This window comes from Flavimobilis marinus (genome assembly GCF_900113055.1).
Classification (GTDB): Bacteria; Actinomycetota; Actinomycetes; order Actinomycetales; family Cellulomonadaceae; genus Flavimobilis; species Flavimobilis marinus.
The window spans coordinates 191036-216899 of record NZ_FONZ01000004.1; the positions used below are offsets into that span (position 1 = coordinate 191036).

The window sequence follows — 25864 nt, forward strand, 5'->3', positions numbered from 1 at the left end:
GCGCACCCGGGTGCGGCGCGAGGAAGGTGGGATGTCGTGGGACCGGTCGCGCTGCGCGTGGCACTGCTGGGCTGTGGAGTCGTGGGCACCCAGGTGGTCCGGCTCCTGACGGACCAGGCCGACGACCTCGCGGCCCGCGTCGGCGCACCCCTCGAGCTCGTCGGGATCGCGGTGCGCGACACCGCCCGCGAGCGGCCGGGCATCGACCCCGCGCTGCTCACCGACGACGCCGCGGGTCTCGTGGCCCGCGCGGACATCGTCGTGGAGGTCATGGGCGGCCTGGAGCCGGCGCGCGAGCTCATCCTCGCGGCGATCGAGGCCGGCGCCAGCGTGGTCACGGCCAACAAGGCGCTGCTCGCCCAGCACGGCCCCACGCTCTACGAGGCGGCCGACCGCGCGGGCGTCGACGTCTACTTCGAGGCCGCCGTCGCGGGCGCCGTGCCGATCATCCGGCCCCTGCGCGAGTCGCTCGCGGGAGACAAGGTGCGCCGCGTCCTCGGGATCGTCAACGGCACCACCAACTACATCCTCGACGAGATGGCGTCCCGCGGGCTGTCGTTCGACGCCGCGCTCGCGCAGGCCCAGGAGCTCGGCTACGCGGAGGCGGACCCGACGGCGGACGTCGAGGGGCACGACGCCGCGGCGAAGGCCGCGATCCTCGCCTCCCTCGCGTTCCACACCCGGGTGGGCCTCGACGACGTCGCGTGCGAGGGCATCACGGGCGTCTCGGCCGACGACATGCGCTGGGCCGCCGAGACCGGCCACGTCATCAAGCTCCTCGCGATCGCGGAGGCGAGCGCCGACGGCGTGCTCGCCCGCGTGCACCCGGCGCTCGTGCCGCTCGACCACCCCCTCGCCGGGGTGCGCGGCGCGTTCAACGCCGTCTTCGTCGAGTCCGAGGCCGCCGGCGCGCTCATGTTCTACGGGCAGGGCGCCGGGGGAGCGCCGACGGCCTCCGCCGTGCTCGGCGACGTCGTCTCGGCCGCCCGGCACCGCGTGCTCGGGGGCAAGGGCCCGGTCGAGTCCTGGTACGCCGACCTCCCGCTCGCGCCCGCGGACTCGGCGGTCACCCGCTACCAGGTGCGCGTCGCGGTCGCGGACCGTCCGGGCGTGCTCGCCCAGGTCGCGCAGGCCGTCGCCGCGCACGGGGTGTCGATCGAGGCGGTGCGCCAGCCGGCGGCCGCCGACGGCGCGACCGAGCTGCTGATCACGACGCACCGAGCGGCCGAGTCCGCGCTCGCGGCCACGGTGCGGGCGATCGCCGACCTCGAGCCGGTCGAGCAAGTCATCTCCGTCCTGAGAGCTGAGGGAGCCTGATGGCCCACGTGTGGCAGGGAATCATCCGCGAGTACGCCGACCACCTCCCGGACCACGTGCGCACGCACGTCGTCACGCTGGGGGAGGGTGGGACGCCGCTCGTCCCCGCCCCCGCCCTGTCGCGGCTCACGGGCGCCGACGTCCTGGTCAAGGTCGAGGGGATGAACCCCACGGGGTCCTTCAAGGACCGGGGCATGACGACGGCGATCTCCGCCGCTGCGGCGCGCGGGGCCGAGGCCGTCGTCTGCGCCTCGACCGGCAACACCTCGGCGTCGGCCGCGGCGTACGCCACGGCCGCCGGGATGGTGTGCGCGGTGCTGGTGCCCGACGGCAAGATCGCGATGGGCAAGCTGAGCCAGGCGATCGCCCACGGCGCACGCCTGCTGCAGGTCGACGGCAACTTCGACGACTGCCTGATCGCGGCCCGCAAGCTCGCCGAGGTCTATCCGGTCGAGCTCGTGAACTCCGTGAACCCCGACCGCATCGAGGGACAGAAGACCGCCTCGTTCGAGGTCGTCGACGTCCTCGGGGACGCCCCGGACATCCATGCGCTGCCCGTCGGCAACGCCGGGAACATCACGGCGTACTGGAAGGGCTACCGGGAGTACGCGGCCGCGGGCCGGGCCACGCACCTGCCGCAGATGTGGGGCTTCCAGGCCGCGGGCGCCGCCCCGATCGTGCTCGGTCACCCGGTGACCGAGCCGGAGACCATCGCGACGGCCATCCGGATCGGCAACCCCGCCTCGTGGGAGCAGGCCGTCGAGGCCCGCGACTCCTCGGGGGGCGTCATCCAGTCCGTCACCGACGAGCAGATCCTCGCCGCGCACCGCCTGCTCTCCGCCGAGGTCGGCGTCTTCGTCGAGCCCGCGTCCGCGGCGGGCGTCGCGGGGCTGCTGCAGCGTGCCGAGCGCGGCGAGGTGCCCGCGGGAGCGCGCATCGTCGTCACCGTCACCGGTCACGGTCTCAAGGACCCGGGTTGGGCTCTGCGCACGGCGGACGGCGACGACGTCGTCCCGCAGCGGGTGAGCGCCGACGTCATGTCGATCGCCGCCGCCCTCGGGCTGGACTGAGCCGTGCGCCTCGGCACCGACCACGTGCGGGTCGCGGTCCCCGCGACGAGCGCGAACCTCGGTCCGGGGTTCGACGCGCTCGGCCTCGCGCTCGGGCGGTACGACACGATCGAGGTGCGCGCGCTGGGGTCTCCCGGGGCTCGCGTCGAGGTCGAGGGCGAGGGCGCCGGGGAGGTTCCCGACGGCGAGGAGCACCTCGTGGTGCGCGCGCTGCGCGCGGCGATCGACGTCGTCGGCGCACCGCAGACCGGGCTGCACCTGCTGTGCGACAACCGGATCCCGCACGGCCGTGGGCTGGGCTCGTCCGCCGGCGCGGTCGTGGCGGGCATCGCGGCCGCGCGCGCGCTGATCGCCGACCCCGAGGCCCTCGACGACGACCTCGTCCTCGCGCTGGCCACCGAGTTCGAGGGGCACCCGGACAACGCCGCACCCGCGGTGCTGGGCGGTGCGACCGTCTCCTGGCTCACGCCCGACGGCGTACGGGCCCGCCGCTTCGCGGTGCACGACGACGTCGAGCCGTGGGTGCTGGTCCCGCACGAGCGGCTCGCCACGTCGCGTGCGCGCGGCGTGCTGCCCAGCCAGGTGCCGCACGCCGACGCCGCCTTCAACGCCGGCCGCGCGGCGCTGCTCGTCGAGGCGCTCTCGCGCGCTCCGGAGCTGCTGTTCGACGCGACCGACGACCGGCTGCACCAGGGGTACCGGTCCGGCGTGATGGCGGCGACGGCCGAGCTCGTCGGCGAGCTGCGCGGTGCGGGCCTGCCGGCCGTGGTCTCGGGCGCCGGGCCCACCGTCCTGGTCCTGGCGCGTGCGAGCGACGGGGACGCCTCGCGGGTCGCGCTGGACGACGCGCTGCGGTCCCGGGGAGACGCCTGGCGCCTGTGGCGACCGGGGATCGACACCTCCGGGGTGCGCACCGAGCGGCTGGGTGTGCGGTGGTAGAGTGTGCGCTGACCTCCCCGCACCATCACGCGTGCAGGCGCTGACGCTTCCGTCGGCGGCCCGGGGAGCGCACCCAGGTCGATCTGGTCCACCCCACACCCCAGCCGTGCGTCGAGCGCGCGCGGCGTGGCGCGGCGACCGGCCTGGTCACGATCCGCTCCATCAGAGCGCGGACGTCAACGACCCGCGTGCGGCGTCACCATCGAGGCCGGGCGCGCACAGAAGAGGAAAGGTCCTCACGTGACTGACACCATCGACGCGTCGGCTGCCCACGGCGGCGCGATCTCCGCGATGCGGCTGCCCGAGCTCCAGCAGCTCGCCGGCTCGCTCGGGGTCAAGGGCACGTCCAAGATGCGCAAGGGGGACCTCGTCGAAGCCATCGCGGCCGCGCGGTCCGCCCAGCGCCCGCAGGGCAACGACGCCCCGGCGCAGGACAGCAGCCCGACCACCAAGCGTGCCCGCACCCGCCAGCGCGCCAGCGCCCAGCCGGAGACAGCGTCCGCCACGTCTGCTCCGGCCGAGCAGGCAGCGCCCGCCGCGCAGACGAACCAGCCCGCCGACGGGCAGGTGAGCAGCGGCGCCGAGGCGCCGGCTGCTCCCCAGGCGGCGCGCTCGGACGAGTCCGATGCGGAGCCCGCACGACGCTCGCAGCGTCGCGCCCAGGCGCCGGCCGGTCGGCCCGCACAGACTGCCGAGGCTGCCGAGCAGGCCGCGCGGGAGCGCGAGGAGGCCGCGCGCCAGCGCGCCGAGGCGCGGCTCGCCGCGCGGGGCGCCCGGACCGAGCGGAGCCAGCGGGACGCGGGCCAGGCGGAACCGGACGCCAGCGACGCCCGGGGCGGCGCCGACCGTCGCGCCGCCGTCGCCGCCGACCTCGCGTCGATCGAGCGCGGGCTCGACCGCAGCGAGCGCACCGACCGTGCCGAGCGCACCGACCGAGCCGAGCGCACCGAACGCACGGACCGCGCGGGTCGTCGGCGCCCGGTCAGCCAGGACGAGTCCCGCGCGCAGCGCGAGGACGGGGACGACGACCGCAGCGACAGCCGCCGCCAGCGCGACGAGCCCCGCCGCGGTGAGTCCAGCCGTGGCGATGAGCGGGACGACGCCGGTCGCGACGACGGCCCCGACACGGGTGACGACGACGAGCGCGGCGGTCGGCGACGTCGCGGCCGCGACCGCTACCGCGACCGCGGCACCAAGCGCGGGCGCGGCCGTTCCGCCGACGCCTACGACGACCTCGAGGTCACCGAGGACGACGTCCTGGTCCCCGTGGCGGGCATCCTCGACCTGCACGACAGCTACGCGTTCGTGCGGACCACGGGCTACCTGCCGGGCCCGAGCGACGTGTACGTCTCGATGAACCAGGTCAAGAAGTACCACCTGCGCCGCGGCGACGCCGTCGCCGGCGCAGTCAAGGCGCCGCGCGACGGGGAGCCGCAGGGTGGCCGGCCGCGCGACAAGTACAACGCGCTGGTGCGCCTCGACTCGATCAACGGCATGGAGCCGTCGGAGGCCGCGAGCCGGCCGGAGTTCTCGAAGCTGACGCCGCTGTACCCGCAGGACCGGCTGCGCCTGGAGAACCCCGCGGCCACCAAGCTCACGCCCCGCGTGATCGACATCGTCGCGCCCATCGGCAAGGGCCAGCGCGGCCTGATCGTCGCGCCCCCCAAGGCCGGCAAGACGATCATCATGCAGCAGATCGCCAACTCGATCGCCGTGAACAACCCCGAGGTGCACCTGATGGTCGTCCTCGTGGACGAGCGTCCCGAGGAGGTCACCGACATGGAGCGGACGGTGCAGGGCGAGGTCATCGCCTCGACCTTCGACCGCCCCGCGTCCGACCACACGATCGTCGCCGAGCTCGCGATCGAGCGCGCCAAGCGCCTGGTCGAGATGGGCCAGGACGTCGTCGTGCTCCTGGACTCCCTCACGCGGCTGTCGCGCGCCTACAACCTGGCCGCTCCGGCGTCGGGCCGCATCCTGTCCGGGGGCGTGGACGCCTCGGCGCTGTACCCGCCCAAGAAGTTCTTCGGAGCCGCGCGCAACATAGAGGACGGCGGTTCGCTGACGATCCTGGCCTCCGCGCTCGTGGAGACCGGGTCCAAGATGGACGAGGTCATCTTCGAGGAGTTCAAGGGCACGGGGAACATGGAGCTGCGGCTGTCGCGCTCCCTCGCGGACAAGCGGATCTTCCCGGCGGTGGACGTCAACGCCTCGGGCACCCGCCGCGAGGAGATCCTCATGGGCGGCGACGAGCTCAAGATCGTGTGGAAGCTGCGCCGCGTCCTGAGCGGGCTCGACCAGCACCAGGCGATCGAGCTGCTGCTCGGCAAGATCAAGGCGACCAAGTCGAACGTCGAGTTCCTGCTCCAGGTGCAGAAGACCACCCCGACGAACTCCCCCGAGGACGAGAGCGTCGGCAAGACGGTCTGAGCGTCGGCCGAGTCGCTCACGTCACAGCCGCAGCACGTGCCCGCGTGTTAAAGTTTCGGGCTGGCATGCGGTTCACGGGCGCCCGACCGCGCTCGACCCGGATGCAGAACCCCAAGGAGATCCCATGAAGAAGGACATCCACCCGGAGTACGTGACCACCACGGTCGTGTGCACCTGTGGCAACACGTTCGAGACCCGCTCCACCCAGACGTCCGGCGAGATCCGGGCCGACGTGTGCAGCGCGTGCCACCCGTTCTACACGGGCAAGCAGAAGATCCTCGACACCGGTGGCCGTGTGGCCCGCTTCGAGGCCCGCTACGGCAAGAAGGCCGCCAACTAGCGACCCCGCAGCGCCGGTGGTCCCACGACCGACAACCTCTCCAGGGGCAGTCGGCACCGGGGACCACCGGCGCTGTTGCTTTGTCCCGAGCACCTCTCCCGCGGGCCGTGCGCCCGCACCACCGACCGGAGACCCGATGAGCGACGCCTTCGCAGCCGTCGAGCCGATGCTCGCCGAGCACGCCGAGATCGAGGCCCAGCTGGCCGACCCCGGCATCCATGCCGACGCGGGCCGTGCCCGCACGCTGGGACGGCGGTATGCAGAGCTCGGGCAGGTCGTCGCGGCCTACCGTGCCTGGCGCACGGCGGCGGACGACGCGCAGGCCGCGGCCGAGATGGCTGCCGAGGACGCCGCCTTCGCCGCCGAGCTGCCGTCGCTGCAAGCGGCGGCGGACGCGGCTCACGAGAAGCTGCGCCGCGTCCTCGTGCCGCGTGACCCTGACGACGGCCGCGACGCGATCCTCGAGATCAAGGCCGGTGAGGGCGGTGCGGAGTCAGCCCTGTTCGCGGGCGACCTGCTGCGCATGTACCTGCGCTACGCCGAGCGTCAGGGCTGGCGGACCGAGATCATCGAGGCGACCGAGTCCGACCTCGGCGGCTACAAGGACGTGCAGGTGGCGGTCAAGGCCCGGGGCACCGTGGCACCCGAGGACGGTGTGTGGGCGCACCTCAAGTACGAGGGGGGCGTGCATCGCGTGCAGCGTGTGCCCGTCACCGAGTCCCAGGGCCGGATCCACACCTCCGCAGCCGGGGTGCTGGTGTTCCCCGAGGTCGAGGACCCGGGGGAGGTCGCGATCGAGGCCAACGACCTGCGCATCGACGTGTACCGGTCGTCGGGGCCGGGCGGGCAGTCCGTCAACACCACGGACTCAGCCGTGCGCATCACGCACCTGCCCACCGGCATCGTCGTGTCGATGCAGAACGAGAAGTCCCAGCTGCAGAACCGCGAGCAGGCCATGCGCGTGCTGCGGGCGCGGATACTCGCCCAGCAGGCCGAGCAGCAGGCGGCTGCGGCCAACGACCTGCGTCGTTCCCAGGTGCGCACCGTCGACCGTTCCGAGCGCATCCGCACCTACAACTTCCCCGAGAACCGGATCGCCGACCACCGCACCGGGTACAAGGCCTACAACCTCGACACCGTGCTGGACGGCGACCTCGGGCCGGTCGTCGCTTCGGCGATCGAGGCGGACGAGGCCGCCCGGCTCCTGGCCGCCGGCTCGTGAGCTCGGCCGCCACGCCCCGCACGTTCCGCACGCCCCAGCCGGGCGAGGACGTCCGCTCGGTCCTTCACGACGTCGCTGGGCACCTGCGCGCCGCCGGGGTGCCCAGCCCGCAGGTCGACGCGGAGCTCCTCGTCTGCCACGCCTACGGCGTCACCCGGGCCGAGCTCCTGCAGGCGTCGATCCTGCGCCGGCCGCTCGGCGCGCTGGGCGACGACGCGGGCCTCGCCTCGCTCGTGACCCGGCGTGCGGCCCGGGAGCCGCTGCAGCACCTGACCGGGCGCGCCCCCTTCCGCACGGTCGAGCTCGCCGTCGGCCCCGGGGTCTTCGTGCCTCGGCCCGAGACCGAGCAGGTCGCTCAGGTCGCGATCGACGAGGTGCTGGCGCGCGTGCGTGCGGCCGGGACCGCCCGCGTGGTGGACCTCTGCACGGGATCGGGAGCGATCGCGCTCGCCGTGGCGACGGAGGTCCCCGGCGCCGAGGTCTGGGCGGTCGAGCTCGACGGCGCGGCCCACGCGTGGGCGGAGCGCAACCTTGACGGCACCGGCGTCCACCTCGTGCGCGGGGACGCGCGGACCGCCCTGAGTGAGCTCGACGGCACCTGTGACGTCGTCGTCTCCAACCCGCCCTACGTCCCGCCGGGTGCGGTGCCCCGCGAGCCGGAGGTCGCGGACCACGATCCCGCGGTCGCCCTGTACGGCCTGGGCGCGGACGGTCTCGAGGTGCCGCGTGGCATCAGCGACGCCGCCGCACGCCTGCTCCGGCCCGGCGGGCTGCTCGTCCTCGAGCACGCCGAGGTCCAGTCGGCGGCGGCGCGCGCGATGGTGCTCGACACCGGGGTGCTCGTCGGGCCCCGGACCCTCCCGGACCTCGCGGGCCGCGACCGGATGGTCGTGGCGCGCCGGGACGCCCCGGTCGACGTGGCAGACTCGCCGTCGTGACCCAGATCCTCCACGACGTCACCGACCCGCTCACCTGGGGGCCCGCCCTCGACGAGGCCGTCTCGGCCGTCGGGCGCGGCGCCCTGGTCGTGCTGCCGACCGACACCGTGTACGGGATCGGTGCGGACGCCTTCGCGCCGGCCGCCGTGGCCGCGCTCCTCGCAGCGAAGGGGCGGGGGCGACAGATGCCTCCGCCGGTGCTCGTGCCGGACCTGCGCACGCTGGACGGCCTGGCCACGGACGTGCCGGACGGCGCGCGCCGGCTCGCCGAGGCCTTCTGGCCTGGTGGGCTGACCCTGATCTGCCGCGCGCAGCCGTCGCTGATGTGGGACCTCGGCGAGACGCGCGGCACCGTCGCGCTGCGGATGCCCGACCACCCCGCGGCGCTCGCGCTGCTGCGGCGCACCGGGCCCATGGCGGTCTCGAGCGCCAACAAGACCGGCAGGCCCGCCGCGACGACCGCGGCCGAGGCGAGCGACCAGCTCGGGGTCGCGGTGCAGGTGTACCTCGACGGCGGTGCGGCGCCCGGCGGCGTCGCCTCGACGATCGTCGACGCGACGGGGGACACGCTGCGCGTCGTCCGGGACGGTGCCGCGACGCTCGCGATGCTCCGCGAGGTCACCGACGTGCTCGGGCGGGAGGCCGACCCGACGTGAGGGTGTACCTCCTGGTCATGCTCGTCGCCGCCGTCGTCACCTACCTGACGACACCGCTGGCGCGCTGGGTCGCGATCCGCACCGGGGCCGTCACCGCCCTGCGGGCCAGGGACGTGCACGCGGTGCCCACGCCCCGCCTCGGCGGGCTCGCGATGCTTGCCGGCATCGCCGTGGCGCTGCTGTTCGCCTCCCGGATCCCGTTCCTGGCCGGGGTGTTCACGGCGTCGAACGAGGCGTGGGCGATCCTCACGGGGGCGACCCTGGTGTGCCTCCTCGGGATCGCGGACGACATCTGGGACCTGGACTGGATGACGAAGCTGGTGGGGCAGGTCCTCGCCGCCGGGCTCATGGCCTGGCAGGGCGTCCAGCTGATCACCGTCCCGATCGCCGGCGTCACCATCGGCTCGAGCCGGCTGTCGCTCGTGGCGACCGTCCTCGTCGTCGTCGTCGCGATGAACGCGGTCAACTTCGTCGACGGGCTCGACGGCCTGGCCGCCGGGCTCATCGCGATCGGTGGGGCCGCGTTCTTCGGCTACACCTACCTCCTGACGCAGGACGCGAGCCCGTCCGACTACTCCGACCTCGCGAGCCTCGTCACCGTGGTCCTGGTCGGGGCGTGCCTGGGCTTCCTGCCGCACAACTTCCACCCGTCGCGGATCTTCATGGGGGACTCGGGATCGATGCTGATCGGGCTCACCATCGCCGCGGCAGCGATCGTCGTCACGGGCAGGATCGACCCCGAGCGCGTGTCCGAGGGCCAGTCGATCCCCGCCTTCCTGCCGATCCTCATCCCGCTGGCCGTCCTCGTGCTCCCGCTGCTCGACATGATCCTGGCGGTCGTCCGCCGGCTGCTGGCCGGCAAGTCGCCGTTCCACCCCGACCGCATGCACCTGCACCACCGGCTGCTCGCGCTCGGCCACACCCATCGCCGCGCCGTGCTGATCATGTACCTGTGGACCGCGGTGTTCGCGTTCGGGTGCGCCGCGCTCATCCTCTTCACCCCGGCGCAGGTCGTGGCGGGCCTCGTCGTCGCCTTCCTGGCCGCCCTGGCGCTGACGCTGGGACCCCTGCGCGGCTCGGGTAAGGTCCCAGAGCATGAGCGCACCCACTGACCCGTCCGACGCCCGCCGCACCTACGGGGGAGTGCTCCGCGACGTCACCGTGTTCGTCGTCGTCCTCACCGTGCTCGGCGTAGCCGGAGGCGCCCTGGTGGGCGGCACGGCCGGAGTCTGGGGCGCCCTCGTCGGTGCCGGGATCGCTGCGGTCTTCTCGCTCTCGACCGCGTACATCATGTGGGCGACCGCGGCGAAGCCGATGCACGTGATGAACGCGTGGCTCGTCGGAGCCTGGCTGGGCAAGATGGCGCTGCTCCTCGTCGCCCTCGTCCTGCTGCGCGGCGCCGAGTTCTACCACCCGGGAGTCCTGTTCGTGGTGCTCACGCTCGCGATCCTCGGCTCGCTGGCCGTCGAGTACCGCGCGTTGGCGTCCGCGCGCATCCCGCATGTCGATCCGGAGTCTCGCGATACGTTAGGCTGACCTCCAGATCCGACAATGCCGTCCGACGACCCGCGCCCAGCGCCACGTTGGCCTACGACACGTTTGGGAGTCCGCCCTGTTCGCAGTATCTCTTGCTGGTGCCCTCGCGGCGGCCAGCGAATCTGAAGGCTTCCACGGGCCGTCGTTGACCGACTTCTACCCCCCGGCGATCTTCTTCGAGGGGACGATCTTCGAGTTCAACCGGATCACGCTGGTCCGGCTGATCGCCGCCGCCGTGCTGGTGACGCTCTTCGTCCTCGCGGCGCGGCGGGCCAAGCTCGTCCCGGGCCGTGGTCAGGGCGTCGCCGAGATGGCCCTGGACTTCGTCCGGGTGCAGATCGCGGAGGACATCCTCGGCAAGGAGAACGCGCGCCGGCACCTCACGCTGCTGACGATCATGTTCTTCACGATCTTCGCGATGAACATCACCGGCATCGTCCCGTTCCTGAACATCGCGGGGTCGTCGCTGATCGGCTTCCCCCTGGTGATGGCGATCGTCGCGTACGTGGCGTTCATCGCGGCCGGTGTGCGCAAGCACGGCGGGCTCGGCTACCTCAAGACGTCGCTCTTCCCGTCGGGCGTGCCGTGGCCGATCTACATCATCCTCACGCCGATCGAGCTGATCTCGACCTTCGTGCTGCGGCCCGCGACGCTGACGGTGCGTCTGCTCGTCAACATGGTCGCGGGGCACCTGCTCCTCGTGCTCTGCTTCGGTGCGACGCACTACCTCTTCCTCGAGGCCGCGCCGGCCTTCAAGGCCTTCGGCGCCATCACGTTCGCCGGCGGGTTCGCCTTTACGCTCTTCGAGATCTTCGTCGCGGCGCTTCAGGCGTACATCTTCACGCTGCTCACCGCTGTCTACATCAACCTGTCTGAGGAAGCCCACTAAGGGACTGCTCAGCTCGACCGGATCCCGGTCGACAGCCCCCCACGCGGCCGGGTACTCCTCGGTCCACCATGGAAGGAACATCTGCTGTGGAAATCACGAACCTCGCCGAGGTCACTGGCAACATCGCGACCGTCGGCTACGGCATCGCCGCGCTCGGCCCGGGCCTCGGCCTCGGCATCATGGTCGCCAAGACCCAGGAGGCCACCGCGCGCCAGCCTGAGGTCGCCGGCGCCCTGCGCACCAACATGTTCATCGGTCTTGCGGCCATCGAGGCGCTCGGCCTGATCGGCTTCGCGGCCGGGTTCGTCTTCGGGGCCTGAGTCCGTGAAGACGTCCATGATCCTGGCGGCGGAGGGGGAGCAGAACCTCCTCCTGCCCGCGGCGTACGACATCATCTGGTCGCTCGTCGTCCTCGCCATCATCGCGGTCGCGTTCCTCAAGGTTCTGCCGGTCTTCACCCGAATCCTCGACGAGCGCACCGCGCGGATCGAGGAGGGCCTCGCGGCCAGCGAGCGCGCCAAGGAGCTCGCGGCCACGTCGGCCGCCGAGCAGGAGCAGATCCTGCTCGAGGCACGCTCCGAGGCCGCCAAGCTCCGTGAGGACGCCCGCGGCGAGGCTGCGGCGATCGTCGCGGAGGCTCGCACCAAGGCCACGGCCGAGGCGGCGCGCATCGCGGAGACCGCCCAGCGACAGATCGAGTCCGAGCGCCAGGCGGCCGCCGTGTCGCTGCGTGCGGACGTCGGCTCTCTGGCCACGCAGCTCGCGTCGAAGATCGTCGGTGAGTCCCTCGAGGACGCCGCACGGCAGTCGCGCGTGGTCGACCGCTTCCTCGACGAGCTCGAGGCGCAGACGCTCGCCGGTTCGGGTTCGCCCGCCAAGGAGAAGTGATGCGCGGTACCAGTCAGCGTTCGCTCGACGCAGTCCTCGACCAGGTGCGCCCGGTCCTGGACGCGGCCGGGGCGGAGACGGTCGCGCTCGGCGAGCAGCTGTTCGCCGTGCTCGACGCCGTCGACGCGTCGTCGTCGCTGCGTCGTGGCCTCGCGGACCCGTCCCGGGACGCGGCCGACAAGGCCGGTCTCGTGCGGGGCCTGCTGGGCGAGCGGTTCGATGCCCGCGTGGTGGACGCCGTCGTGGCGCTCGTCACGCAGCGCTGGACGGCCGACGCCGACCTCGCGACCGCGGTCGAGGCGCTGGCGGTCGAGGCGACCCTGACCGACGCCGAGCGGCGCGAGCAGCTCGCGACGGTCGAGGACGAGCTGTTCACGATCACCCGGTCGTTGATCGGCTCGCGGGAGGCCCGGGCCGCGCTGACGGAGCCGGGCATCACCCCGGAGCGTCGCGTGGGGCTGCTGCGCGCGGTGCTCGACGGCCGCGGCGACGCGGTCACCCAGGCGCTCGCCGAGCGGGCGACGCTGCGACCGCGAGGTCGCCGCTTCGTCGCGACGCTCGACTGGTACGGCCAGATCGCCGCCACGATGCGCAGCCGCCTCATCGCGACCGTGCACTCGGGCACCTCGCTCGACGCGGCCCAGGTCGCACGGCTCGAGTCGCTGCTCGCCCAGGCGTACGGCCGCTCCATCCAGCTCAACCTGGTGCACGACCCCTCGCTGCTCGCAGGCCTGCGCATCCAGGTCGGCGACGAGGTCGTCGACGCGACCGTCCTGACCCGGCTCGCGGACGCGCGCCGACGTCTTGCCGGCTGACCGGCGCCCACCAGCACACCCCGCGGAGCCCCAGGCCCGCACCGGAAGACTTACGACCGCATCCCATGCAGTCATGACAGGAGAAGAGCAATGGCTGAGCTGACGATCCGCCCGGAGGAGATCAGGGCCGCGCTGGACAGCTTCGTGAAGTCCTACGAGCCCAAGCAGGCCGTGTCCGAGGAAGTCGGTCGCGTCACCCTCGCGGGCGACGGCATCGCCCAGGTCGAGGGCCTGCCCGGCGCGATGGCGAACGAGCTGCTGCGCTTCGAGGACGGCACCCTCGGTCTCGCCCTCAACCTGGACGTGCGGGAGATCGGCGTCGTCGTGCTCGGTGAGTTCACCGGCATCGAAGAGGGCCAGATCGTCCACCGCACGGGCGAGGTCCTGTCGGTCGCCGTCGGCGACGGCTACCTCGGTCGCGTGGTCGACCCCCTCGGGAACCCGATCGACGGCCTGGGCGACGTGGAGACCGACGCGCGCCGCGCCCTCGAGCTCCAGGCCCCCGGCGTCATGGCCCGCAAGTCGGTGCACGAGCCGCTGCAGACCGGGCTCAAGGCGATCGACGCGATGATCCCGATCGGCCGCGGCCAGCGTCAGCTGATCATCGGTGACCGCCAGACCGGCAAGACGGCGATCGCGATCGACACGATCATCAACCAGAAGGCGAACTGGGAGACCGGCGACCCGAGCAAGCAGGTCCGCTGCATCTACGTCGCGATCGGCCAGAAGGGCTCCACGATCGCCGCCGTGCGCGGCGCCCTCGAGGAGGCCGGTGCGCTCGAGTACACGACGATCGTCGCGGCTCCCGCCTCCGACCCCGCGGGCTTCAAGTACCTCGCGCCGTACACCGGCTCGGCCATCGGCCAGCACTGGATGTACCAGGGCAAGCACGTCCTGATCGTGTTCGACGACCTCTCGAAGCAGGCCGAGGCGTACCGCGCCGTGTCGCTGCTGCTGCGTCGTCCGCCGGGCCGCGAGGCCTACCCGGGTGACGTCTTCTACCTGCACTCCCGTCTGCTCGAGCGTTGTGCCAAGCTCTCGGACGAGCTCGGTGCCGGCTCGATGACCGGCCTACCGCTCATCGAGACCAAGGCGAACGACGTGTCGGCGTACATCCCGACCAACGTCATCTCGATCACCGACGGTCAGATCTTCCTGCAGTCGGACCTCTTCAACGCTGACCAGCGCCCCGCAGTCGACGTCGGCATCTCGGTGTCCCGCGTCGGTGGCTCGGCCCAGGTCAAGGCGATGAAGAAGGTCTCGGGCACGCTGAAGCTCGACCTCGCGCAGTTCCGGTCTCTCGAGGCCTTCGCGATGTTCGCCTCGGACCTCGACGCCGCGTCGAAGGCCCAGCTCACCCGCGGCGCGCGTCTGATGGAGCTGCTCAAGCAGCCCCAGTACACGCCGTACCCGGTCGAGGACCAGGTCGCGTCCATCTGGGCGGGCACCAAGGGCAAGCTCGACGACGTCCCGCTCGAGGACGTCCGCCGCTTCGAGACCGAGCTGCTCGACCACCTGCGCCGCAACACCGAGGTGCTCAGCACCATCGGTTCCACGGGCAAGCTCGAGAGCGACACCGAGCAGGCGCTCGAGTCGGCCATCGAGACGTTCCGTCAGGGCTTCCTCAAGGCTGACGGCACCCCCCTCGTGGGCGGCGCCGACGACGAGGCGGACGGCGTTCCTGTCGAGCAGGAGCAGATCGTCCGGCAGAAGAAGGCCTGACGCGTGGCGGGTCAGCAGCGCGTCTACCGGCAGCGGATCCGGTCGACCCAGTCGCTCAAGAAGATCTTCCGTGCGATGGAGCTCATCGCTGCGTCGCGCATCGGCAAGGCGCGCGCGAAGGTGACGGCGGCGACGCCGTACTCCCACGCGCTCACCCGGGCGGTCTCGGCGGCGGCGACGCACGGCCGGACCGACCACCCGCTCACCTCCGAGCGCAAGGACACCAACCGCGTCGCGGTGCTGCTCGTGACCTCGGACCGCGGTATGGCGGGTGCCTACTCGGCGAGCGTCATCCGTGAGGCCGAGCGGCTCATCGAGCGGCTGACGGACGAGGGCCACGAGATCGACCTCTACGTGACGGGGCGACGCGGGCTGTCGTACTTCGCGTTCCGGGGGCGCGAGGTCGTGCAGGAGTGGACGGGCGACTCGGACGCTCCGACCGTGGAGCTCGCCAACGAGATCGCGGACCGGCTGCTCGCGTCGTTCCTGGCTCCGGCCGACGACGGCGGGGTCAAGGCGCTGCACGTCGTCTACACGCAGTTCGTGAACATGGTGACCCAGCGTCCGCGCGTGATCCGGCTGCTGCCGCTCGAGGTCGTCGACGGCGTGAGCGAGCCGGGCGAGCACGACGCCCTGCCGCTCTACGAGTTCGAGCCCTCGGCCGAGGCCGTGCTCGACGCGCTGCTGCCGCGCTACGTGCGCAGCCGCGTGTACGCGTGCCTCCTGCAGTCCGCTGCCTCGGAGCTCGCGGCTCGCCAGAGCGCCATGCACACCGCGACGGACAACGCTCAGGACCTCATCCGCATGTACACGCGGCTCGCGAACTCCGCCCGTCAGGCGGAGATCACCCAGGAGATCAGCGAGATCGTCTCGGGTGCCGACGCACTGGCGGCGTCATGACGCCGCCCACCACACACGTAGCAAGCACCGTCCCCGCCGGATCACTCTCCGGCCCTGCGAAGCGAGGCCAGTCATGACCGCCACCACCACCGAGACCTCTACCAACGCGCACGCGCCGGCCGTCGGCCGCGTCGCGCGCGTCATCGGTCCCGTCGTCGACATCGAGTTCCCGGCGGACCAGCTGCCCGAGATGTACAACGCGCTGCAGGTCGACATCGACCTCTCGGCGCAGGGCGAGGGCGAGACGAGCTTCACGCTGAACCTCGAGGTCGCCCAGCACCTCGGTGACTCGATGGTGCGTGCGATCGCGCTCAAGCCGACCGACGGCCTGGTCCGCGGCGCGCAGGTGCGCGACACGGGCGCACCGATCTCGGTGCCCGTCGGTGACGTCACCAAGGGCCACGTCTTCGACGTGACCGGTGAGGTCCTCAACGCGAAGCCGGGCGAGCAGATCGAGGTCACCGAGCGGTGGCCCATCCACCGCAAGCCGCCGGCATTCGACCAGCTCGAGTCCAAGACGACGATGTTCGAGACGGGCATCAAGTCGATCGACCTGCTCACCCCGTACGTCCAGGGCGGGAAGATCGGGCTCTTCGGTGGTGCCGGCGTCGGCAAGACGGTCCTGATCCAGGAGATGATCTACCGCGTCGCGAACAACCACAACGGCGTGTCCGTGTTCGCCGGGGTGGGTGAGCGCACCCGTGAAGGCAACGACCTCATCGAGGAGATGACCGAGTCGGGCGTCATCAAGCAGACGGCGCTCGTGTTCGGCCAGATGGACGAGCCGCCGGGCACGCGTCTGCGCGTCGCGCTGTCCGCTCTGACGATGGCGGAGTACTTCCGTGACGTGCAGAAGCAGGACGTGCTGCTGTTCATCGACAACATCTTCCGCTTCACGCAGGCCGGCTCCGAGGTCTCCACGCTGCTCGGTCGCATGCCGTCCGCGGTCGGCTACCAGCCGAACCTCGCCGACGAGATGGGCCAGCTGCAGGAGCGCATCACCTCGACGCGCGGACACTCGATCACCTCGCTGCAGGCGATCTACGTCCCGGCCGACGACTACACCGACCCGGCGCCGGCGACCACGTTCGCGCACCTCGACGCGACCACGGAGCTCAGCCGCGAGATCGCCTCGCGCGGTCTGTACCCCGCGATCGACCCGCTCGCCTCGACCTCGCGCATCCTCGACCCGCGCTACGTGGGTCAGGAGCACTACGACGTCGCGACGCGCGTGAAGTCGATCCTGCAGCGCAACAAGGAGCTCCAGGACATCATCGCGATCCTCGGCGTCGACGAGCTCTCGGAGGAGGACAAGACGGTCGTCTCGCGCGCCCGCCGCATCCAGCAGTTCCTCTCGCAGAACACCTACATGGCGGAGCAGTTCACCGGTGTCGCCGGATCGACGGTCCCCATGACGGAGACCATCGAGGCGTTCAAGAAGATCGCCGACGGAGAGTTCGACCACATCTCCGAGCAGGCGTTCTTCAACATCGGTGGCCTCGAGGACCTCGAGCGCAACTGGGCCCGCATCCAGAAGGAGTACGGCGTCTGACCGACGTCGTCTCCCTTCATCGCGTCGATAGACAGGAGTCACCCGTGGCAGAGCTTGACGTCGAACTGGTCGCCGCCGACCGCAGCGTGTGGTCGGGCGCGGCCCGCGCGGTCAACGCGCCGGCGTCCGAGGGACAGGTGGGTATCCTCCCCGGGCACACGCCGCTCCTCGCGCTGCTCAAGGGCGGGGTCGTGCACGTGACCCCGACGTCGGGCGCGGCGCTCGACTTCACTGTCACGGGTGGCTTCCTGTCCGTCGACGCCGACCGCGTCACGATCGTCGCGGACTCGGTCGAGACCGGGCGCACGCCCGCCTGACGCCATGGACACGGTCGGGTGGGTGCTGCTGGGCGTGGTGCTCCTCGGGGTGCTGCTCGCAGCGCTCGCCACGTCCCGCACCCGAACGCTGACCGGCCGCGTGGGATCCTTCGACTGTGCTGTCAGGCACCCAGGTCGCACCAGCGGTGCGCTCACTCCGGGCGTCGCGCACTACGGTGTCGGGCGCCTGGACTGGTGGCGGGTGCGCTCGCTCAGCCCGCGCCCCGCGAGCACCTGGCAGCGCTCGGAGCTCCGGGTCGTGGACCGTGAGCCGGTCGGCCCGCACAGCGAGCACCTGCTCGTGCACTGCTGGTACTCGGGCGAGCCGCTCGAGCTGGAGATGTCCTCTGCCGCGTACGCCGGCCTGACGTCGTGGCTCGAGGCGGCACCGCCCCGCGAGCACGGCATCGTCGCGTGACGGACGAGGAGGACTTCGGATGAGACTCGTGGTCGCGCGCTGCTCTGCGCACTACACGGGCCGGCTCTCGGCCCACCTGCCGCTGGCGACGCGGCTGATCGTCGTCAAGGCCGACGGCAGCGTGCTGCTGCACTCCGACGGCGGCTCGTACAAGCCGCTGAACTGGATGAGCCCTCCGTGCGCCATGGCCGTCCGTGAGCCCGATGCGCAAGCCGCCGAGCGTGGCGTGAGCGCGGTCTGGACCGTGCAGCACGCCAAGTCCGACGACCGCCTCGAGATCGAGCTGCACGACGTGCTGCACGACTCGGCGCACGACCTCGGCGTCGACCCGGGTCTCATCAAGGACGGCGTCGAGGCGCACCTGCAGACCATGCTCGCCGCGCAGATCGAGCTCCTGGGTGCGGGCCACAGCCTGGTCCGCCGGGAGTTCCCGACGGCGATCGGGCCGGTCGACATCCTCGCGCGCGACGCCGCCGGCGGGACCGTCGCCGTCGAGATCAAGCGGCGCGGCGAGATCGACGGCGTCGAGCAGCTGACCCGCTACCTCGAGCTGCTCAACCGCGACCCGCACCTGGCGCCCGTACGCGGAGTCTTCGCGGCTCAGGAGATCAAGCCGCAGGCTCGGATCCTCGCAAAGGACCGCGGGATCGACTGCCTCGTGCTCGACTACGACGCGATGCGCGGCGTCGACGACGTGGACTCGCGGCTCTTCTAGGCGCGGTGCGGTCGCCCGCGTCGGTCTCCCGCGCGGGTGACCACGTGCGGGTAACGTCGTCGTCAACGGCTGAGACGAGAGCAGGGACGAGAGACGATGACGACGACGCGACGCACCTTCCCGCGTGACTTCACCTGGGGCTCGGCCACGGCCGCGTACCAGATCGAGGGCGGTGCGCGGGAGGGCGGCCGCGGTCCGTCCATCTGGGACACGTTCTCCCGGACGCCGGGCAAGGTGGACGGCGGCGACACCGGCGACGTGGCGTGCGACCACTACCACCGCTGGCAGGAGGACGTCGACCACATCAGCGAGCTCGGGCTCGGCGCCTACCGGCTGTCGATCTCCTGGCCGCGGGTGCAGCCGGGTGGCTCGGGCGAGCTCAACGCCGACGGCGTGGCGTTCTACCGCGAGCTCCTCGCCGAGCTGCACCGGGCCGGGGTGTCGCCCGTGGTCACGCTCTACCACTGGGACCTGCCGCAGGAGCTCGAGGACGCCGGTGGTTGGGCGAACCGCGAGACGGCGTTCCGGTTCGCGGAGTACGCCCGCCTCATGGCGCGCGAGCTCGGCGAGGCCGTGACGGTGTGGACCACGCTCAACGAGCCGTGGTGCTCGGCGTACCTCGGGTACGCCTCGGGCGTGCACGCGCCGGGACGAACCGAGCCTGCGGCCGCGCTCGCCGCCGTCCACCACCTGAACCTCGCGCACGGGCTCGCCGTCCAGGCGATCCGCGAGGAGCTGCCCGGCGCGAAGGTCTCGATCACGCTCAACCTGCACGTCGTGCGGCCCGAGGACCCGTCGTCGGAGGCCGACCTCGACGCGGTGCGCCAGGTGGACGCCGTCGGCAACCGCGTCTTCCTCGGCCCCCTCCTGGAGGGCCGGTACCCAGAAGACCTGCTGGCGGACACGGCCGCGATCACCGACTGGGCGTTCGTGCACGACGGCGACCTCGGCCACATCCAGCAGCCGCTCGACGTGCTGGGCGTGAACTACTACTCGACCACGCTCGTGCGGCGGTACGCGGGCACGGGCGAGCGGGTGCTCGCGGACAGCCACAAGAGCACGACGCACAGCCCCTGGGTGGGCTGCGAGGACGTCGAGTTCCTGCCGCTGCCCGGGCCGTACACGGCCATGGGGTGGAACATCGACCCCGACGGGCTGGTCGAGCTGCTGACCTCGCTCGGGACCACCTACCCCGACGTGCCGATGATGGTCACGGAGAACGGCGCGGCGTTCGACGACGTGGTCTCGGGCGACGGCCGCGTCCACGACGTGGAGCGGGTCGAGTACCTGCACGACCACGTCCACGCCGTGGCGCGGGCGCGCGAGCTCGGCGCCGACGTGCGCGGCTACTTCGCGTGGTCGCTGATGGACAACTTCGAGTGGTCCTACGGATACAGCAAGCGGTTCGGCATCATCCGGGTCAACTACGACACCCTGGAGCGGTGCTGGAAGGACTCGGCGTTCTGGTACCGCGCGGTGGTGCAGACCGGGCAGATCCCGGACGTCGACGACATCGAGTACGCGTTTGAGGCGTGAGCGTGTCGTGAGCCTCGGTCAGGGACGGTCGAGCAGACCGTCCCTGACCGCGACAGCCATCGCCGGAGCGAGCGGGAGCCGCGGCACGAGCACCGCGCCCATCGCGTGGTAGAGGTCGGGCTTGCCCGGCCACACGCCGGCGTCCGGGCGGCCGTGGTCGTCCACCTCGTGGTGCCACGAGCCGTGCGCGTGGTCGATCAGCACCGTCGCGGCGTGGTCCCACCAGCGGGCGTAGTCCTGGGCGTATGCGGGGTCACCGGTGGCGCGCAGGAGGGCGGCGGCGGCGCCGATCGCCTCCGCCGCGACCCAGTGCATGCGCGCACGGACGACCGGAGCGCCCTCCCAGTCGGTGGTGTAGACGAACCCGGGGGTCGGGGCGCCGGCGTCCCAGCCGTCGGCGACGGCCCGCGCGTACAGGTGGCGCGCCGCGTCCACCAGGTCGGCGCGCGCGCCGAGCGCGGCCGCGAGGTGGAGGGCGAGGCGAGCCCACTCGAGGCCGTGGCCCACCGTCGCCCCGAACGGCTTGAACGGGTCCTCGGGCGCGTCGACGTTGAGCATGAGCTGCGGTCGCCAGCCGGCGTCGAAGTGCTCGGGGATGCGCCAGTCGTGCGCGCTCGCCCAGGCCAGGACGCGCTCCGTGATGCCCAGGGCGCGTTCCCGCCAGCGCGCCTCGCCCGTGACGTCCGCGGCGGCGAGGAGCGCCTCGACGGCATGCATGTTGGCGTTGACGCCGCGGTACGGGTCGCAGCGTGTCCAGGCGACGTCCCACTCGTCGGTATGCATCCCGTGCTCGGGCTCGAAGAAGCGTGCGTCGAGGGTCGCGAGGGCCTCGTCCAGCAGCGCCCGAGCGCCGTCCAGCCCGGCGGCGCAGGCGCTGCTCGCGGCGAGGACGACGAACGCGTGCGCGTACGCGCTCTTGGTGCCGTCGACCTCGCCGTCGCCGGGGCCGACGCTCGTGTACCAGCCGCCGTGCTCGTCGTCGTGCAGGGCCCCCGCGAGCGCGTCGAGCGACGCCTGGGCGACCGGGCGTGCTCCTGGGACGCCGAGCATGGCGCCGAGGGCGTAGACGTGGGCGGTGCGGCACGTGATCCACGTCAGGACGGGACGTGCGGGGTCGGGCGCGCCGGTCTCGTCGAGCCACTGGGCTCCGCGCGGGCCCGGCGTGCGCCGGCCGAACTCCAGCAGACCCAGGGTGTGCTCGGTGAGCCAGGCCCGGTGGACGGGGGAGTCGATGGTCATCGGATCGCCTCCGCGACGGGCGCGGCAGCCGCCATGTTCTGGTGCAGCCACGGGAGCTGGCGGGCCAGCTGGTGGCCTCCGCCGCCCTCGTGGTTGTTGAACTCGTACACCTCGAGGGTCTTGTCCGGCGTCGTGCCGGCGCGGGTGCCGTAGTGCTTGAACGCCGCGTAGACGGTCGAGGGCGGGCAGATCGTGTCCATCAGCGCGACGGACGAGAGCAGCGGCGCGGTGGCGCGACGCCCGAGGTTCACGCCGTCGACGTAGGACAGGGTCCGGAACGTCTGCTCGGCGCGGTCGCGGTGCACCGCCAGGTACTTGGTGACCTCGGCGTAGGGCGTGGTGTCCGTGATCTCGACCGCGCGGGCGAAGTGGCACCCGAACGGGACGTCGGCCATGACGCCGACGAGGTCGGGGACGAGCCCGGCGACGGCGAGGGCGATGAGCCCGCCCTGGGAGGCTCCCGCGACCGCGACCCGCGCCGGGTCGACGAGATCGAGCGCGCGCACGGCCTCGACGGCGCGGACGGCGTCGGTGAAAACCCGGCGGTAGTAGTGGTCCTCGGGGCGCTCGAGGCCACGGGTGAGGAAGCCGGGGTGCGCCGGGCCCGAGCCGGCGAGGTCCGGCGTCCCGCCGCCGTCGCCCCACTGGCTGCCCTGCCCACGCGTGTCCATGAAGAGCGACGCGTAGCCAGCGGCGGCGAACGCCAGGTGGCCCTGGGGCAGGCCGCGTCCGCCCCCGTACCCGTTGTACTCGACGACGGCGGGCAGCGGCCCCGAACGGTGGGCGGGCACCGTGAGCCAGGCCTTGATGGGCTGGCCGCCGAACCCGGCGAAGCTGACGTCGAACACCTCCACCAGCCGCAGGCCGGTGTCGACCGGTTCGACGCGGAGCGCGAGGTCGTGGGTGCGCGCCTCCTGCAACGTCCGGGCCCAGAAGGCGTCGAGGTCGGCGGGCTCCGCCACGTCGGGCAGGTAGCGCTCAAGCTCGGCGCGGGGGAGGTCGAACAGGGCCATGCGGTGCTCCTCGGGGGATGGTGGCCGTCGCGGGACGGCGGACTGGCGGCGGCGGCGGCGCGAGCCTCCGCCCACCCTACTGAGCGGGCGCGGGCGGTCGCCCGGTGGCACGGCGGTGGGGCGAGGCGCGCCACGGCACGTGCCCGAGACGGCGCGCGACACGCGCGGACGCTGCGACGCGCGCACCTTCTCGCAGACATCCGTCCACCGGGTGTGGACAAGCGCAGGGGCCGTCCTCCACAGGAGGTTCGCGCCCCACCGGGCGGGGAGGCAGGGGCAGGAACGAGCCGTGTCAGAGGCTCGTGGCAGCCTGGATCGTGCAGGCCAGCAGCACGCCGGGGCGGTCGTCCACAGGCGGTCCGCAGCCGGGCGGCCGTTGTGCACAGGCGTGACCAGGTGACGCTGGTCGCACTACATCTAGGGCACGGAGGATCGCCGGGCACTAGGTGTAGTGTTGGAGGCCGTCGAGGGGGTACTCTCGTCACCAACGCTTCCGCGAAGCACACGGGTGTAGTTATCCCGGTGTCCTTCGCCATCACCACCACAGAACAAGGGGACTGGCCCGATGAGCATCACGGTCTACAGCAAGCCGGCGTGCGTGCAGTGCGACGCCACCTACCGCGCGCTCGACAAGCGCGGAATCGAGTACACCGTCGTGGACATCAGCCAGGACGCCGAGGCCCTCGAGATGGTCCGCGGCCTCGGCTACCTGCAGGCACCCGTCGTCGTCGCTGGCGACACCCACTGGTCGGGCTTCCGCCCGGACCAGATCGCGAGCCTCGCGCAGCAGGTCGCCACCGCCGTCGCCTGAGCGGCACCGCACGGTCGAGGAGGAGGACGGTCGATGACCTCGCTGGTCTACTTCTCGAGCACGTCCGAGAACACCCGTCGCTTCGTCGACAAGCTCGGAATCGCTGCGGCGCGCATCCCGCTGCGCCGCAGCGAGGACATGCTCCGGGTCACGGAGCCCTATGTCCTGATGGTCCCCACGTACGGCGGTGGCAACGAGGGCGGCGCCGTACCCCGCCAGGTCGTCAGGTTCCTGAACGATCCGGACAACCGGTCGTTGCTGCGCGGCGTCATCGCGGCCGGCAACACCAACTTCGGCACGGCGTACTGCATCGCCGGGCCCATCATCGCCGCCAAGTGCGACGTTCCCTACCTGTACGGGTTCGAGCTCCTTGGCACCACAGAGGACGTCACGCGCGTCCGTGAAGGATTGAGGCAGTTTTGGCAACGACAGTCACCGATCTCGGCATGACGGCGGCCCCCGCCGCTACGGAGCCGGAGCTCGACTACCACTCGCTGAACGCGATGCTCAACCTCTACGGCCCCAACGGCGAGATCCAGTTCGATAAGGATCGTGAGGCGGCGCGGCAGTTCTTCCTGCAGCACGTCAACCAGAACACCGTGTTCTTCCACGACCTGCGCGAGCGGCTCGACTACCTCGTGGAGCACGAGTACTACGAGAAGGCCGTCCTCGACCGCTACTCGTTCGAGTTCATCTCCGAGCTCAACACCTTCGCGTACTCCAAGAAGTTCCGCTTCGAGACGTTCCTCGGCGCCTTCAAGTACTACACGTCGTACACGCTCAAGACGTTCGACGGGAAGCGTTACCTCGAGCGCTTCGAGGACCGCGTCGTGATGACGGCCCTCGCGCTCGCCGACGGTGACGAGGCCACGGCGACGAACCTCGTCGACGAGATCCTCGCGGGCCGGTTCCAGCCGGCGACCCCGACGTTCCTCAACGCCGGCAAGGCCCAGCGTGGCGAGCTCGTCAGCTGCTTCCTGCTGCGCATCGAGGACAACATGGAGTCCATCGCGCGCGGCATCAACTCCGCCCTCCAGCTGTCCAAGCGCGGCGGGGGTGTCGCGCTGCTGCTCAGCAACATCCGCGAGTCGGGCGCCCCGATCAAGCAGATCCAGAACCAGTCGTCCGGCATCATCCCCGTGATGAAGCTGCTCGAGGACTCGTTCAGCTACGCGAACCAGCTCGGCGCCCGCCAGGGTGCCGGTGCGGTGTACCTGCACGCGCACCACCCGGACATCATGCGGTTCCTCGACACCAAGCGCGAGAACGCGGACGAGAAGATCCGCATCAAGACCCTCTCGCTCGGCGTCGTCATCCCGAACGTCACGTTCGAGCTGGCCCGCAAGAACGAGGACATGTACCTCTTCTCCCCGTACGACGTCGAGCGCGTCTACGGCGTGCCCTTCGGGGACATCTCGGTGTCCGAGAAGTACCACGAGATGGTCGAGGACAGCCGGATCCACAAGACCAAGATCAACGCCCGGGAGTTCTTCCAGACCCTCGCGGAGATCCAGTTCGAGTCCGGCTACCCGTACATCGTCTTCGAGGACACGGTCAACGACGCGAACCCGATCAAGGGCCGCATCAACATGTCCAACCTGTGCTCGGAGATCCTCCAGGTCAACACGCCGACGACGTACCACGAGGACCTCTCGTACGACCAGATCGGCAAGGACATCTCCTGCAACCTCGGGTCGCTGAACATCGCGCTCGCGATGGACTCGCCGGACTTCGCCCGCACGGTGGAGACCTCGATCCGTGCCCTGACCGCGGTCTCGGACCAGAGCCACATCGCCTCCGTGCGCTCGATCGAGGACGGGAACGACCAGTCGCACGCGATCGGCCTCGGCCAGATGAACCTGCACGGCTACCTCGCCCGCGAGCGCATCTTCTACGGTTCCGACGAGGGCATCGACTTCACCAACATGTACTTCTACGCGGTGGCGTTCTACGCGATCAAGGCGTCGAACCAGCTCGCGATCGAGCGCGGCACGAGCTTCGGCGGCTTCGCGGACTCCAAGTACGCGTCGGGGGAGTTCTTCGACAAGTACACCGACCAGGCCTGGGTCCCGGCCACCGACCGCGTGCGGGAGATCTTCGCGTCCTCGAGCGTCCACCTGCCGACGCAGGAGGACTGGCGCGCCCTCAAGGCGTCGGTGCAGGCGCACGGCATGTACAACCAGAACCTGCAGGCGGTGCCGCCCACCGGGTCGATCTCCTACATCAACAACTCGACGTCGTCGATCCACCCGGTGGCCTCGAAGATCGAGATCCGCAAGGAGGGCAAGATCGGGCGCGTGTACTACCCGGCGCCGTTCCTGACGAACGACAACCTAGAGTACTACCAGGACGCGTACGAGATCGGCTACGAGAAGATCATCGACACGTACGCGGCGGCCACCCAGCACGTGGACCAGGGCCTGTCGCTGACGCTCTTCTTCAAGGACACCGCCACCACGCGTGACCTGAACCGCGCGCAGATCTACGCGTGGCGCAAGGGCATCAAGACGATCTACTACATCCGCCTGCGCCAGCTGGCGCTCGAGGGCACCGAGGTCGAGGGCTGCGTCTCCTGCATGCTCTGACCGCCCCCGCCCTGCT

At 71.5% G+C, this 25864-nt stretch carries 26 protein-coding genes; 24 read left to right on the top strand and 2 right to left on the bottom strand.

What is annotated here, in order from left to right:
• The first annotated feature begins 36 nt into the window (after positions 1-36).
• From BMZ30_RS11845 to BMZ30_RS11945, 21 genes are all read left to right on the top strand, one after another.
• On the top strand, positions 37-1317 hold the full coding sequence (locus tag BMZ30_RS11845; protein WP_093379072.1) for a homoserine dehydrogenase: 1281 nt from the start codon (positions 37-39) through the stop codon (positions 1315-1317).
• Positions 1317-2387 (top strand): threonine synthase, encoded by a 1071-nt coding sequence (gene thrC / locus BMZ30_RS11850; protein ID WP_093379075.1) that lies wholly within the window; start codon positions 1317-1319, stop codon positions 2385-2387. Before BMZ30_RS11845 ends, thrC begins: the two co-directional genes overlap by 1 nt.
• A 3-nt stretch (positions 2388-2390) precedes the next feature.
• Positions 2391-3326: a homoserine kinase gene (gene thrB / locus BMZ30_RS11855; protein ID WP_093379078.1), complete on the top strand. Its 936-nt coding sequence runs from the start codon at positions 2391-2393 to the stop codon at positions 3324-3326.
• Positions 3327-3566: 240 nt separating this feature from the next.
• A complete protein-coding gene (gene rho / locus BMZ30_RS11860) occupies positions 3567-5756 on the top strand; it encodes a transcription termination factor Rho (RefSeq protein WP_093379081.1) in 2190 nt (729 codons plus the stop codon).
• 124 nt (positions 5757-5880) lie between these two features.
• The gene (gene rpmE / locus BMZ30_RS11865) at positions 5881-6096 is read left to right on the top strand and encodes a 50S ribosomal protein L31 (protein WP_093379084.1); all 216 of its coding nucleotides are present in this window, start codon (positions 5881-5883) and stop codon (positions 6094-6096) included.
• 136 nt (positions 6097-6232) lie between these two features.
• Positions 6233-7318: a peptide chain release factor 1 gene (prfA, locus tag BMZ30_RS11870; RefSeq protein ID WP_093379087.1), complete on the top strand. Its 1086-nt coding sequence runs from the start codon at positions 6233-6235 to the stop codon at positions 7316-7318.
• Positions 7315-8256, top strand: coding sequence for a peptide chain release factor N(5)-glutamine methyltransferase (prmC, locus tag BMZ30_RS11875; protein ID WP_177191365.1), 942 nt, complete (start codon positions 7315-7317; stop codon positions 8254-8256). The genes prfA and prmC overlap by 4 nt, the downstream gene beginning before the upstream one ends.
• Positions 8253-8912 (top strand): L-threonylcarbamoyladenylate synthase, encoded by a 660-nt coding sequence (locus BMZ30_RS11880; protein WP_093379090.1) that lies wholly within the window; start codon positions 8253-8255, stop codon positions 8910-8912. Before prmC ends, BMZ30_RS11880 begins: the two co-directional genes overlap by 4 nt.
• Positions 8909-10024: an MraY family glycosyltransferase gene (locus BMZ30_RS11885; protein ID WP_093379093.1), complete on the top strand. Its 1116-nt coding sequence runs from the start codon at positions 8909-8911 to the stop codon at positions 10022-10024. The genes BMZ30_RS11880 and BMZ30_RS11885 overlap by 4 nt, the downstream gene beginning before the upstream one ends.
• On the top strand, positions 10008-10448 hold the full coding sequence (locus BMZ30_RS11890) for a Cg1360 family ATP-synthase-associated protein (protein WP_093379096.1): 441 nt from the start codon (positions 10008-10010) through the stop codon (positions 10446-10448). Before BMZ30_RS11885 ends, BMZ30_RS11890 begins: the two co-directional genes overlap by 17 nt.
• A gap of 145 nt (positions 10449-10593) precedes the next feature.
• A complete protein-coding gene (atpB, locus tag BMZ30_RS11895) occupies positions 10594-11337 on the top strand; it encodes a F0F1 ATP synthase subunit A (protein WP_308430774.1) in 744 nt (247 codons plus the stop codon).
• A 68-nt stretch (positions 11338-11405) separates the two neighbouring features.
• Positions 11406-11657, top strand: coding sequence for an ATP synthase F0 subunit C (gene atpE, locus BMZ30_RS11900; protein WP_093379101.1), 252 nt, complete (start codon positions 11406-11408; stop codon positions 11655-11657).
• Between the two features lie 16 nt (positions 11658-11673).
• A complete protein-coding gene (locus tag BMZ30_RS11905; RefSeq protein WP_093379104.1) occupies positions 11674-12225 on the top strand; it encodes a F0F1 ATP synthase subunit B in 552 nt (183 codons plus the stop codon).
• On the top strand, positions 12225-13040 hold the full coding sequence (locus BMZ30_RS11910; RefSeq protein ID WP_093379106.1) for a F0F1 ATP synthase subunit delta: 816 nt from the start codon (positions 12225-12227) through the stop codon (positions 13038-13040). The genes BMZ30_RS11905 and BMZ30_RS11910 overlap by 1 nt, the downstream gene beginning before the upstream one ends.
• Before the next feature lie 90 nt (positions 13041-13130).
• On the top strand, positions 13131-14762 hold the full coding sequence (gene atpA, locus BMZ30_RS11915; RefSeq protein WP_093379109.1) for a F0F1 ATP synthase subunit alpha: 1632 nt from the start codon (positions 13131-13133) through the stop codon (positions 14760-14762).
• A gap of 3 nt (positions 14763-14765) precedes the next feature.
• Complete coding sequence (locus BMZ30_RS11920) at positions 14766-15662, top strand: F0F1 ATP synthase subunit gamma (protein ID WP_093379111.1); 897 nt, start codon at positions 14766-14768, stop codon at positions 15660-15662.
• Between the two features lie 73 nt (positions 15663-15735).
• Positions 15736-17214 carry a F0F1 ATP synthase subunit beta gene (atpD, locus tag BMZ30_RS11925; RefSeq protein WP_093379114.1) on the top strand — a complete coding sequence of 493 codons (1479 nt, stop codon included), beginning with the start codon at positions 15736-15738 and terminating at the stop codon, positions 17212-17214.
• Between the two features lie 44 nt (positions 17215-17258).
• Positions 17259-17531, top strand: coding sequence for a F0F1 ATP synthase subunit epsilon (locus tag BMZ30_RS11930; protein WP_093379116.1), 273 nt, complete (start codon positions 17259-17261; stop codon positions 17529-17531).
• Positions 17532-17535: 4 nt separating this feature from the next.
• Positions 17536-17949, top strand: a complete 414-nt coding sequence (locus tag BMZ30_RS11935; protein WP_093379119.1) for a DUF2550 domain-containing protein — start codon at positions 17536-17538, stop codon at positions 17947-17949.
• 19 nt (positions 17950-17968) lie between these two features.
• Positions 17969-18664 (top strand): endonuclease NucS, encoded by a 696-nt coding sequence (gene nucS / locus BMZ30_RS11940; protein WP_093379121.1) that lies wholly within the window; start codon positions 17969-17971, stop codon positions 18662-18664.
• Positions 18665-18760: 96 nt separating this feature from the next.
• A complete protein-coding gene (locus BMZ30_RS11945; RefSeq protein ID WP_093379124.1) occupies positions 18761-20200 on the top strand; it encodes a GH1 family beta-glucosidase in 1440 nt (479 codons plus the stop codon).
• 18 nt (positions 20201-20218) lie between these two features.
• Here BMZ30_RS11945 and BMZ30_RS11950 read toward each other — a convergent pair whose 3' ends face one another.
• Positions 20219-21439, bottom strand: a complete 1221-nt coding sequence (locus BMZ30_RS11950) for an AGE family epimerase/isomerase (RefSeq protein WP_093379125.1) — start codon at positions 21437-21439, stop codon at positions 20219-20221.
• Complete coding sequence (locus BMZ30_RS11955) at positions 21436-22452, bottom strand: acetylxylan esterase (RefSeq protein ID WP_093379127.1); 1017 nt, start codon at positions 22450-22452, stop codon at positions 21436-21438. Before BMZ30_RS11955 ends, BMZ30_RS11950 begins: the two co-directional genes overlap by 4 nt.
• 565 nt (positions 22453-23017) lie before the next feature.
• On the opposite strand from BMZ30_RS11955, the gene nrdH reads away from it, so the two are divergent.
• The 3 genes from nrdH to nrdE are packed head-to-tail and all read left to right on the top strand — an operon-like array spanning position 23018 to position 25848.
• Positions 23018-23263, top strand: coding sequence for a glutaredoxin-like protein NrdH (nrdH, locus tag BMZ30_RS11960; RefSeq protein WP_093379128.1), 246 nt, complete (start codon positions 23018-23020; stop codon positions 23261-23263).
• A gap of 33 nt (positions 23264-23296) precedes the next feature.
• On the top strand, positions 23297-23713 hold the full coding sequence (gene nrdI, locus BMZ30_RS11965) for a class Ib ribonucleoside-diphosphate reductase assembly flavoprotein NrdI (protein WP_093379130.1): 417 nt from the start codon (positions 23297-23299) through the stop codon (positions 23711-23713).
• Positions 23710-25848, top strand: coding sequence for a class 1b ribonucleoside-diphosphate reductase subunit alpha (gene nrdE / locus BMZ30_RS11970; protein WP_093379131.1), 2139 nt, complete (start codon positions 23710-23712; stop codon positions 25846-25848). The genes nrdI and nrdE overlap by 4 nt, the downstream gene beginning before the upstream one ends.
• The last annotated feature ends 16 nt before the right edge of the window (positions 25849-25864 follow it).

Coding starts and splice junctions, on each gene's coding strand:
- thrC (WP_093379075.1), top strand. CDS start 1,317: ATGGCCCACGTGTGGCAGGGAATCATCCGCGAGTACGCCGACCACCTC.
- rpmE (WP_093379084.1), top strand. CDS start 5,881: ATGAAGAAGGACATCCACCCGGAGTACGTGACCACCACGGTCGTGTGC.
- prfA (WP_093379087.1), top strand. CDS start 6,233: ATGAGCGACGCCTTCGCAGCCGTCGAGCCGATGCTCGCCGAGCACGCC.
- BMZ30_RS11890 (WP_093379096.1), top strand. CDS start 10,008: ATGAGCGCACCCACTGACCCGTCCGACGCCCGCCGCACCTACGGGGGA.
- atpE (WP_093379101.1), top strand. CDS start 11,406: ATGGAAGGAACATCTGCTGTGGAAATCACGAACCTCGCCGAGGTCACT.
- BMZ30_RS11905 (WP_093379104.1), top strand. CDS start 11,674: ATGATCCTGGCGGCGGAGGGGGAGCAGAACCTCCTCCTGCCCGCGGCG.
- BMZ30_RS11910 (WP_093379106.1), top strand. CDS start 12,225: ATGCGCGGTACCAGTCAGCGTTCGCTCGACGCAGTCCTCGACCAGGTG.
- atpA (WP_093379109.1), top strand. CDS start 13,131: ATGGCTGAGCTGACGATCCGCCCGGAGGAGATCAGGGCCGCGCTGGAC.
- atpD (WP_093379114.1), top strand. CDS start 15,736: ATGACCGCCACCACCACCGAGACCTCTACCAACGCGCACGCGCCGGCC.
- BMZ30_RS11935 (WP_093379119.1), top strand. CDS start 17,536: ATGGACACGGTCGGGTGGGTGCTGCTGGGCGTGGTGCTCCTCGGGGTG.
- nucS (WP_093379121.1), top strand. CDS start 17,969: ATGAGACTCGTGGTCGCGCGCTGCTCTGCGCACTACACGGGCCGGCTC.
- BMZ30_RS11945 (WP_093379124.1), top strand. CDS start 18,761: ATGACGACGACGCGACGCACCTTCCCGCGTGACTTCACCTGGGGCTCG.
- BMZ30_RS11950 (WP_093379125.1), bottom strand. CDS start 21,439: ATGACCATCGACTCCCCCGTCCACCGGGCCTGGCTCACCGAGCACACC.
- BMZ30_RS11955 (WP_093379127.1), bottom strand. CDS start 22,452: ATGGCCCTGTTCGACCTCCCCCGCGCCGAGCTTGAGCGCTACCTGCCC.
- nrdH (WP_093379128.1), top strand. CDS start 23,018: ATGAGCATCACGGTCTACAGCAAGCCGGCGTGCGTGCAGTGCGACGCC.
- nrdI (WP_093379130.1), top strand. CDS start 23,297: ATGACCTCGCTGGTCTACTTCTCGAGCACGTCCGAGAACACCCGTCGC.
- nrdE (WP_093379131.1), top strand. CDS start 23,710: ATGACGGCGGCCCCCGCCGCTACGGAGCCGGAGCTCGACTACCACTCG.